Source organism: Lentzea kentuckyensis (genome assembly GCF_002150765.1).
In the GTDB taxonomy this organism is placed as follows: domain Bacteria; phylum Actinomycetota; class Actinomycetes; order Mycobacteriales; family Pseudonocardiaceae; genus Lentzea; species Lentzea kentuckyensis.
Window position 1 is genome coordinate 20,253 of sequence record NZ_MUYM01000135.1, and the last position, 9,885, is coordinate 30,137.

Annotated in this window: 9 protein-coding genes; 5 read left to right on the top strand and 4 right to left on the bottom strand. The window is 68.4% G+C overall.

What is annotated here, in order from left to right; all coding sequences use genetic code 11:
* Positions 1-48 precede the first annotated feature (48 nt).
* Complete coding sequence (locus tag B0F77_RS41935; protein WP_086668639.1) at positions 49-378, bottom strand: winged helix-turn-helix transcriptional regulator; 330 nt, start codon at positions 376-378, stop codon at positions 49-51.
* Positions 379-443: 65 nt separating this feature from the next.
* On the opposite strand from B0F77_RS41935, the gene B0F77_RS41940 reads away from it, so the two are divergent.
* The 4 genes from B0F77_RS41940 to B0F77_RS41955 all read left to right on the top strand — a co-directional run bounded on the left by B0F77_RS41940 (position 444) and on the right by B0F77_RS41955 (position 7,262).
* Positions 444-1,295, top strand: a complete 852-nt coding sequence (locus B0F77_RS41940; protein WP_086668640.1) for an NmrA family NAD(P)-binding protein — start codon at positions 444-446, stop codon at positions 1,293-1,295.
* 644 nt (positions 1,296-1,939) lie between these two features.
* The gene (locus B0F77_RS41945) at positions 1,940-2,620 is read left to right on the top strand and encodes a DJ-1/PfpI family protein (protein WP_245849354.1); all 681 of its coding nucleotides are present in this window, start codon (positions 1,940-1,942) and stop codon (positions 2,618-2,620) included.
* 63 nt (positions 2,621-2,683) lie between these two features.
* Positions 2,684-3,301: an ester cyclase gene (locus B0F77_RS41950; protein WP_086668642.1), complete on the top strand. Its 618-nt coding sequence runs from the start codon at positions 2,684-2,686 to the stop codon at positions 3,299-3,301.
* Between the two features lie 487 nt (positions 3,302-3,788).
* Entirely contained in the window at positions 3,789-7,262 is a 3,474-nt protein-coding gene (locus B0F77_RS41955) for a right-handed parallel beta-helix repeat-containing protein (protein WP_143467203.1), read from the top strand.
* A gap of 218 nt (positions 7,263-7,480) precedes the next feature.
* On the opposite strand, the gene B0F77_RS41960 is transcribed toward B0F77_RS41955, so the two are convergent.
* Positions 7,481-8,251, bottom strand: coding sequence for an MBL fold metallo-hydrolase (locus tag B0F77_RS41960; protein WP_086668644.1), 771 nt, complete (start codon positions 8,249-8,251; stop codon positions 7,481-7,483).
* Positions 8,252-8,333: 82 nt separating this feature from the next.
* Here B0F77_RS41960 and B0F77_RS41965 point away from each other — a divergent pair, with 82 nt between their 5' ends.
* Positions 8,334-8,942, top strand: a complete 609-nt coding sequence (locus B0F77_RS41965) for a CGNR zinc finger domain-containing protein (RefSeq protein WP_086668645.1) — start codon at positions 8,334-8,336, stop codon at positions 8,940-8,942.
* Positions 8,943-8,964: 22 nt separating this feature from the next.
* Here the strand turns inward: B0F77_RS41965 and B0F77_RS41970 are convergent, their stop codons facing one another.
* Both B0F77_RS41970 and B0F77_RS41975 read right to left on the bottom strand, forming a co-directional pair.
* Positions 8,965-9,369 carry a hypothetical protein gene (locus B0F77_RS41970; RefSeq protein ID WP_086668646.1) on the bottom strand — a complete coding sequence of 135 codons (405 nt, stop codon included), beginning with the start codon at positions 9,367-9,369 and terminating at the stop codon, positions 8,965-8,967.
* A 108-nt stretch (positions 9,370-9,477) separates the two neighbouring features.
* On the bottom strand, positions 9,478-9,885 hold a 408-nt coding region (locus B0F77_RS41975; protein WP_143467204.1), incomplete at its 5' end, for a LuxR C-terminal-related transcriptional regulator.

Here is a 9,885-nt window from a genome sequence, read left to right on the forward strand (position 1 = left end):
CCATCAACCGCGGAGGTGTTCCACACTTGACGACCACCGCAGGACGCGTCACTCCGCGGAAACGGGTTCCGGGATCGACATGGCCCAAGTACCCATCGCGTCGAGGACGTCGCGGAGTCCCTCGCCGACCGGGGTGAGCCGGTACTCGACGCGCGGAGGGATCTCGGGGTAGGCGGTGCGGGTGACGATGCCGTACTTCTCGAACTGGCGCAGTCTGCTGGTCAGAGTGTGCGGGCTGATCCCTGGCAGGGCGTCGCGCAGTTCGGTGAAGCGGAGGGGACCGCTCAGGAGCTCGCGCACGACGAGGGTCGCCCACGGCCCGTTGAGCAGGGCGAGGAACCGGGCGACGCCGCAGTCCGGCAGGCAGGAGTTCGTCACATTTTTGAGTGTATCGCCATTAGTGCAGTTGATGTAACTGATGCATCTCATGCACTAATGGATCCATGACCTACGTGATCCACGGCGCCACCGGCGCCCAGGGCGGACCTGTCGTCGCCGCACTCATCGCCGCGGGCAAGCCCGTGGCAGCCCTGACCCGCAAGGCGGATGTCGTCGTGCCCGGCGCGCGCGTGGTGGCCGCGGACAGCTCCTCCGTGGCGGAGCTGACCGAGGCCTACCGAGGCGCCGAGGGAGTGTTCGTCCACCTCCCGGTGGTGTCGGAAGAAGATCGTCTGGTCTATGCCCGCAACATCGCCGCCGCGGTCCGCGCGGCCCGTCCGGCCAGGGTGGTGTTCTCCACCAGTGGCTACCCGGTCGACGTCCCCGGCGACGGTGCGAGCGCGGTCTCGACGCTGGCAGGCCTGCTCGCGGACAGCGGTGTCTCCCACGCGGTGATCGCGCCTGAGCTGTTCCTCGAGAACCTGCTGCTTCCGCCTGTCATCGGAGCAGTCCGCGAGGAGGGCGTGCTGTCCTACCCGCTGCCGGACACGTTCGCCGTCTCGTGGGCGTCGCATCTGGACATCGCCGACGCCGCGGTCGCGTTGTTCGAGCGCACGGACGTCAGCGGTGTGGTCGCCGTGGGGCAGTACCCGGCGGTGACCGGGCTGGAGCTGGCCGAGGCTTTCGGTGCCCGGCTCGGACGGGGTGTGGTCTACCGGGCCATCACCCCGGAGGAGCTCGGCGCGTCCATCGCACCCCTCATGGGAGAAGGCCCTGCCGCCGGCGTCGCGGAAAGCTACCGGGCGATGAACACGTTGACCGGCCGCTCGATCGCACCGGAACGCTCCGCCCAGAAGCTGCTCGGTGTGACGCCCCGGAGCACGAGCCACTGGCTGGCCGACATCGGTCTGGCGTGACACCGGTCCGGCGGAAGGCGTGCGGACTGATCGACGCTGAGTCGGGCTGTTGACCAGCAGTGGCGGACGCGTAGCTTTTGCGTCGAGCTGGCTGAACCGGGTACTGGCGCAGACGGCCTCGCCCACCCTGCCGCGCGTTCGCGCTCAGGTGCTGACCGGGGTGGCCATCCTGTCCGGGCTGCGCTCGCTTCGCCCAGTTCTTCACCGACGGCTGATCGTCGTCACTCGTGAGTGCCTCTCTCATCCGGCTGCAGGTTCCCAGGTCTTCCACGGAACTTGCTTCCAAGGCAGCTATATGTTGCGGACAGTTGCGCCCGCAGATGTGACATGCACCACCCGGGCTCGTTGGTTACGTTGAGGTGACTAGGCGCTGATGGTGACTATTGGCGCCATATGAGAACGAGCTTCGAGGGGACACGAGTGATGGTGCGGCCGGCCGCACAACTGGGGTGACACCTCGACCGGCTTGCCACGACCCTTGCATGACCTGAACCGGTCTGAAGAGGCGGACGGACGTCGTCCACGGAAGCCTTCAGTCCTAATTGGACAGTCCAGTTCCGCTTCGAAACTTCCGCAACTCGCCGGGAACTACCAGAGGGTTCGAGCCGACTCACTGGTGAGAGAGCTCTTGTTGGAGGTATTCCTTGGAACGCCGTACTTTCCTGCGTGCGTCCGCGTTGTCGGCCGGGCTGGCGACGGCGGACGCGCCCGCCGTCTCGGCGGCGGCGCCGTTGCGTGTGCAGATTCTGCTCTACGAGGGCGTGGAGGAGCTGGACTCCATCGCGCCCTTCGACGTGCTGTCCATAGCCGGCCTCCTGGGCGGCGCCATCCGGACGACACTGGTGTCGATCGCCAAGCCGACCATGGTCACCGCGGCGCGGGGTCTGCGGATCGAGGCGCCGCGTGCATGGTCACCGCAGGAAGCCGACGTGCTGATCGTGCCGGGCGGTGGCCGGCACGACGAACCGGGTTCGGGCATGCAGAAGCTGCTGGCGGACAAGGCGTTCATCAAGCGCCTCGCCGCCGTTGACGCGATCATGGCCGGGGTCTGCACCGGCGTGATGGCATTGTCTGCGGCCGGATTCACGCGCGGCAGGCCGGCCACCACTCACACCAGCGCCAAAGCCGCCCTCGCCGCGGAGGGCGCGAAGGTCATCAACGCGCGTGTGGTCGATGACGGCGACCTCGTCACGTGCGCCGGCATCACCTCCGGCCTGGACGGCGCGCTCTGGCTGGTCGAGCGGTTCCTGGGCGCGCAGTTCGCCAACCGGGTCGAGACCGTCCTGGAGTACGAGCGCCGCGGCACCGTCTGGCGCACCTCGTAACGCAGCTCGAAGGGCTTTGCGTTACGCCCCAGGAGATCCCTGAACTCTGAGAGGGGACCAACGATGCTCGATCGTCGTTCACTCATGGCCAACGGCGGCGCCGCCGCGTTCGGCGCGCTGGCGCTGACCGCCGTCACCGCCGGAACCGCCCCGGCCGGCGCCGCGCCCGCCGGGCACAACCCGTGGGTTCCGCTGCCCGACCCGGCCACCACGCCGGTTCCCAACCCGCCGTTCCCGGCGGGCCTCACGCGGGAGGAGCGGCGCAACCTGGAGACGTTCGGAGAGCTCGACTTCGACGTCTTCACCCACCAGAAGTGGGCAAGACTCGGTGAGAGCCACGCCAAGCACATCCGCGTGCACTATCCGGACGGCCACTACACCGACGGCATCGACCGGCACATCGAGGACCTGAAGGGACTGTTCGTCTGGGCGCCGGACACCCGGATCGAGTCGCACTACCTGCGCGTGGTCCGCGACGGCCTGACCGCGGTCGCCGGCGTTCAGCAGGGCACCTTCACCAGGCCGATGCCCGACGGCAAGGGTGGTTTCATCCAGCCGACCGGCAGGAAGTACGCCGTCAACATCGCCACCATCGGCCTGTGGAACAAGCGCGGCACGATGGACGAGGAGTTCCTGTTCTGGGACAACGAGTCCATCGCCCGGCAGATCGGGCTGGCCTGAGATCGGCTGACGACAGCGACCTGCTGTCGTCAGCCTCAGTCCGCGACCCGGAGTCCTCGGCGCAACGCGTCCACCGTGGATGTACAGCAGGCCTGGCACGGTTCCGCCTAAAGATGGTCTTACTCTGGGTAGCGGGCAGGGTGCCCTGCTTCCGACGATTTCAGGGCAGGACGCTTGATGAAATTGTTAGCGCAAACATCGGATGAACCAGGCTGTTGTCGCTGTTGCGTGCGAGCAGTGCCCATGTCTGCCAGGCATTGCCTGTCGCGTGATCGAACTGGTGCGCAAAGTCAACCGATGAATAGGTTGCGCGCGGCAGCGCGATGCTCTCTAATGTGAACGATCTCACAGGGGGCGATCCGTCTCGACCGCTCGCCTGCTGTGACTCCCTGTAGTCGAACTATTCCCTGCCCTGTCGTGCGCCCTCACCAGCGCACGCCTTTGAGGAGCACCGATGCGCACGCGTTCAAGGCCGAACGTAAGGCGTGTGTTGGTCACTGCCGCAGTGGCCGCCGTGGGGCTTGCCGTGCCCCTGCCGACCTCCGCGGCTCCGTCGAGGGAGCTGTACGCCGCCCCCGCCGGTTCCGGAACGGCGTGCACGCAGGCGGCCCCGTGCAGCCTGACCGGCGTCCGCGCCAAGGTGCGCGCCCTGGCCGGCTCGATGACCACCGACATCGACGTGCGTCTGCGCGGCGGCACCTACCGGCTGGCGGAGCCGTTCACGCTCGGCCCGGCGGACTCGGGCGCCAACGGTCACCGGGTCGTGTACTCGGCCTATGGGACCGAGCGGCCCGTGTTCAGCGGCGCCCGCCAGGTGAGCGGGTTCAGCCTCTCCGACAGCTCTCGCAACATCTACCGGGCCGCCGTACCGCCCGGCACGACCAGCCGCCAGCTGTTCGTCAACGGACAGCGCGCCCAACGTGCCCGCGGGCCGCTCGACCCAGGCGGGTTCACTCTCAAGAACTCCAGTTTCACCACCGCGGACACGTCGTACCGGTCGTTCACCAACGCTTCCGCGGTCGAGGTGGTCTACAACCGCGACTGGAAGCACATGAGGTGTCCGCTGGCGGGCATCACCGAAGCCGCCGGCGGTGGTTCCAGCCTGAACGTCGCTCCGGGCTGCTTCGCCAACAACAACTCGTCGGTGCCGAACCTGGGTTTCCCGTTCAACGGCGCCGGGCTGCCGAAGCTCGAGGGCATCAGCTGGGTGGAGAACGCCTACCAGCTGCTCGACGAGCCCGGTGAGTTCTACCTCGACACCACGGCGAACCAGCTGTACTACAAGCCGCGTCCAGGCGAGAACCTCGCCACCGCCGCGGTGGACCTGCCTGTCCTGGAGAAGGTCGTCGACCTCAGCGGGACGCCGGGACACCTGGCTCCCGTGAACGACACGGACCCGCGCGCGACGTACTCACCGTCGTGGCGAACCGCCGCCGGGCGTCCGTACGGCGACTTCGACAACGACGTGCACTACACCCAGGTCAACGGTGACTCGATGACCTTTGCCTTCACCGGCACGGGCGTGGACGTGCTCACCGAGGTCAACACCGACGCCGGCGCCATCGATGTGTACGTCGACGGCACCAAGACCAGGACCGTGTCGGCGAACGGACCGGTCCGGCTGGCACAGCAGCCCGTGGTGTCGGTGACCGGCCTGTCTGCCGGCCGGCACACCGTCAAGCTGGTCAAGACCGGCGGCGACTACCTGGTGGTGGACGGGTTCGTGGTGATCCCCGACCGGATCGCCCCGGTGCACGACATCACCTTCCGCGGGGTCACTTTCGCGCACACCACCTGGAACCTGCCCTCCACCGCCGGCTACGTCGACAACCAGGCCGGTGTGCTGTGGGACGCCGCCACGCGCCGCCCCATCCGCATTCCCGCGGCGGTGCAGGTGCATCGCGGCCGCGGCATCGTCTTCACCGACGTCGAGATCGCCCACACCGGAGGCACGGGCATCGACCTCGCCGACGGCACCCAGGAGTCGACGATCACCAGGAGCTGGATTCACGACACGTCCGGTGGCAGTGTGTCCCTCGGTGAGGTCGACGACTACTACGTCACCGACCCGAACCGGATGACCAGCGGCGACATCATCTCGCAGAACGTCATCGAGTACGTCGGTCAGGACTACCAGGACGCGGTGGGCATCTGGACCGGCTACACGCGGCGCGCCACCCTCGCGAACAACGAGATCGCGCACACCCCGTACTCCGGCATCTCGATGGGCTGGGGCTGGGGCTGGGCCGCGAGCTGCGAACTGCAGGCGAAGCAGAGCAACTTCCCGGTCGGCTCCTGCCGGCGGGGCACCAACTACGCCGGTGACAACAAGATCGTGGAGAACTACGTCTACGACGTCATGGGCGTGCTGCACGACGGCGGGCACATCTACACCAACGGCGGTCAGGGCGGTCACGACGACACACTGACCTCGGAATTCCGTGGCAACGTGCTGAGCGGCGGCAGCCGCACCAACAACATGATCTACCAGGACGAGGGCAGCTCGAAGTGGGACACGCACCACAACGTCATCCACTTCGCCAACGGTTCGTGGACCGGCATGTGGACCCCGACCATTCACGACATCCGCATGCACGACAACTTCCACGCACCAGCGGGTAGCTACAACAGGGGAACCAACGTCGTCCTGACCAACAACACTGAGGTCAAGAACGGCGACTGGCCGCCGGCGGCCCAAGACATCATCAAGGCCGCGGGCCTGCCCCGTGAACTGCGCGCGAACCGGAGCCGCCTCGACGACTTCGACCTGTCCATCTCCTACCACGGGTCGTGGATCGCCCTGGGGTTCCGCGGCCTCGGCGACTTCCACGAGACCGTCCACGCCGCACACGACAACGGCGACTCGGCCACGATGACGTTCACCGGCGCCGGTGTCCGCGTGATCGGGGAGAAGAACTCCGACCAGGGCGACATCGAGGTGTTCGTCGACGACGTGTCCAAGGGCGTGATCAGCACGTCGGCGACCAGCAGGCAGGTCCAGCAGACGCTGTACACCGCCGACGACCTGAACCCCGCCGCCCGGCACACCGTCCGGGTGGTCAAGCGCAGCGGTCAGTACGCCACCCTCGACGGGTTCCTCGTCTGCGCCACGCTCTGCGAGGGCGAGAAGTTCACCGCGACCACGGTCGCACCGGTCGCGGTGGCCGGTGGTGACACCCAGGTGATCACCCTGTCCGGCACCTCGCTCTACCAGAGCGACACCGTCCGGGTCACCCCGCGCGGCGGCGCACCGATCTCCGCGACGGTCAGGAGCGTCTCGGCCGACCGCACGGTCCTGACGGCCGAGGTGAACCTCGGCTCCGCCCGGACCGGCGCGGCGACCGTCGAGGTCCGGTCCCACTTCTCGGACGTGCAACCCGTGGTGCTGACCAAGGCGTTGACCATCACCAAGCCGGTCCTGCGGGCCGGTCAGGTGCCGGCCGTCAGCGGACAGCCCGCCGTCGGGCAGACCCTCAGCGCCTCCACCGGTGACTGGCAACCCGTCGCGACGTCCCACTCCTACCAGTGGGCCGCCGACGGTGTCGCGATCAAGGGCGCTACCCACCGGACCTGTCAGCTGCCGGTTGCCGCACTGGGCAAGCGGATCACGGTCACGGTCACCGCGTCCCGGCCCGGCGCCAGCCCCGGCTCCGCTACCTCGGCCCCGACGGAGCCGGTCGGCCAAGGCGCCGCCCCGAAGGCGACGACCAAGCCGGTGATCTACGGCCTCCCCAGGGCAGGCCTCACCGTCCACGCCACCTCAGGCATCTGGTCGCCCAGGCCCGACGCCCATCGCTACGAATGGCGGCTCAACGGCGAGGTCATCCCCGGAGCCGCCACCTCCAAGCTGACGGTCACCGCCTCGATGGCCGGACGGAACCTCACCGTCACGGTCGTCGCCGTCGAGGCGGGTCGCGCCGACGGCGTGGCGGAGAGCAGGGCGGTCACCGTACGCGGGTGACCACTTCGGCAATCTCGCGAGGTTGATGGGGGGAGGCCGCATTTCGTGTCCGGTTCTCCGCGAAGCGCGGCGACGCCGAGTTGTCGATGGACGGTTTCGACGTGCTGAAGGTCCGGGGTGATCGGATCGTGGACGTGCGGGTGTTCGCCGACCTTCAGGAGGCCGGGAACGCCTTCTGGGACGCGGGCTGAGCTCTCGCGTCCCGCCGGCGGCTCTGCTCAGTTCCACTGCAGACGGTCGGCGAGTCCGGCGGCGGTGAAGGCGGCTTCGAGGTCGTCACGGCCCTCGGTGAAGTGGGCCCAGCCCTCGTAGTGGACCGGAACCACCCGGCGTGCGTGGAGGATCCTGGTCGCCTCGGCGGCCTGCGCACTGTCCAGGACGAGCGGCCGGCCGTCGAAGAGACCGGCGAAGCGCGGCGCGCCCGCGAAGAGCACGGCGGTGTCGATCGGGCCGAAGCGCTCGGCGATCTGCTCGACGGCGTCGAGCGAGGCGTTGTCGCCGCTGACGTACACCGTCGGCAGGCCTTCACCGGTCAGGACGAAACCGACGACCTGGCCGGTGAACGGTTCGACGTCCTCGTGGCTGCCGGGGCCGTGGACGGCCGGCACACCGGTCACGGTGATCGTGCCGCCGTCAGGACGGTTCAGCTCGACGGACTTCCAGTCGGCCAGCCCCTTGGCCGTGCCTCCGAGGCGCTGTTCGGCACCGGGAGTGGTGAGCGTGAGCGGGACGTCGGCGAGCAGGGCCCGTCCGGCGTTGTCCAGGTTGTCGGCGTGCTCGTCGTGGGAAAGCAGCACCACGTCGACGCGTCGCAGATCGGCTGGTGCGACTCGGGAGGGCGCGGTCTTGGTCAGGACCGGACCACCGCCGGACGGGTAGTCGCCGGGTGCGTCGAAGGTCGGATCGGTCAGGAACCGCAGGCCGCCGTACTCGAACAGGGCAGTCGGGCCGCCGAAGACGTGAACGGGGAACAGGGGAGCGGAAGTCACGAGAAAGGTTCCTCACGGTTTAGATGTGCGCTATCCGTGAGATCCACGCTAGTGATTCTCACGGACTGACGCAACCCGTACCATGAGGTCTGTGGATGAGAGCGTGACGGCGGAAGAGGTCTGGCCGCCTGTGCCGGGTGAGGAGCAGTACTCGTCGCTCGCCCTGGCCAACAGCGCCGTCACGCTGCCGGGCAGGCGCGTTCTGGACCTCCTCGACACCCCCGTGCGGACGAACCGCTGGCTAACCGAACACGGCCTGGCACCGGTCGGCATCGGCATGCGGGAAATGTGCGCCACGCAGCTGCGTTCACTGCGCGAACAGGTCAGGGCCCTGTTCGACGCTCGCGTCGCCGGGCTACCCGCCCTCCCCGCCGCACTGTCCGCCGTCAACGACGCGCTGACCAGGGTGCCCACCGCACCGCTGCTGCAGTGGGACGAGAAGAACGGCCCCTACCGGGCGACGCCGCACCCCACCACGGAGATCGTCGACCACGCCCTCGCGACGCTGGCCGCCAACGCCGCCGACCTGCTCACAGGCCCCGACGCGGAACGGCTGACCGCCTGCCAATCCAGCCCGTGCAACCGCTATCTGCTCCGCCACGGCCGCCGCCAGTGGTGCTCCACCCGTTGCGGCGACCGCGCACGAGCCGCGCGCGCCTACGCCCGGCGCACCCAGGACTCGACGGACTGAGCAGCGTGCTCACCGTGAACGCTCAGCAGCTGTACTCGTGGCGGCGGCGCAGCATCGCGATCAGCATGGCCGGGAGCATCAGCACGTGCCCGGCGCCCATCAACGTCATCCCCGTCAGCACGCCGGCCCAGTAGAACGGCAGCAGGACCAGGAACGGCACGTACATCGCGGCGGACATCTCGATGATGCTCGGCCAGCCGTGGCGGCGGATCTTCATCCACAGCGCCATTGCCAGAGACATGTTGGTGGCCATCACCAGCACCTGCGCGGTCATGTTGCCGGACAGGTCCGGCCAGGCGAACGACCAGATCGGCCCGAGGGCGATCATCCCCACCACCATGGCGACGACCATTTCCAGGAAGTGCAGGGTGAAGCGCACCACTGGACGTGCCCGCCGGGGAGATGCGGTGGTCTGGTCGGCACTCATGAGCGCTCCTTCGAGGCGAGGTGTTGGTGCTGTGCGGCTGATCCTCTCCTCGCCAGGAGAGCGCGGTCAGGTGCCGAACGTCATGTCCGGGGTCATGACTCCTGCCGGTCAGAACAGGCCGAGCTCCCTGGCCCGCAACGCCGCCTGGGTGCGGTCGCGCACCTGGAGCTTCGACAGCACGCTGGTGACGAGGTTCTTCACCGTGCCCTCGGCCAGAAATAGCTTCCCGGCGATCTCACGGTTGCTGTGTCCCGCGGAGAGCAGCCGGACGACGTCGAGTTCGCGCTCCGACAACGGCACGACCGGCGGTGTGGCTTCCTCGCGCGGCAACCGGGCCACCCTGGCCACGAGCTTCGCCGCGACCGACGGCTGCAGCACCGACTCACCCTGCCGGGCCGCGAGCAGCGCCTCCACCAGCCGGGCCGAGGACACGTCCTTGAGCAGGTAGCCGACCGCGCCCGCCCGAATCGCCGCGAACACGTCCGCGTCATCGTCGAACGTGGTCAACGCGAGCAC

Excerpts from the sequence above, each read along its gene's own strand:
- B0F77_RS41950 (WP_086668642.1), top strand. The coding sequence starts at position 2,684 with ATGCTCGATCGTCGTTCACTCATGGCCAACGGCGGCGCCGCCGCGTTC.
- B0F77_RS41970 (WP_086668646.1), bottom strand. The coding sequence starts at position 9,369 with ATGAGTGCCGACCAGACCACCGCATCTCCCCGGCGGGCACGTCCAGTG.
- B0F77_RS41965 (WP_086668645.1), top strand. The coding sequence starts at position 8,334 with ATGAGGTCTGTGGATGAGAGCGTGACGGCGGAAGAGGTCTGGCCGCCT.
- B0F77_RS41940 (WP_086668640.1), top strand. The coding sequence starts at position 444 with ATGACCTACGTGATCCACGGCGCCACCGGCGCCCAGGGCGGACCTGTC.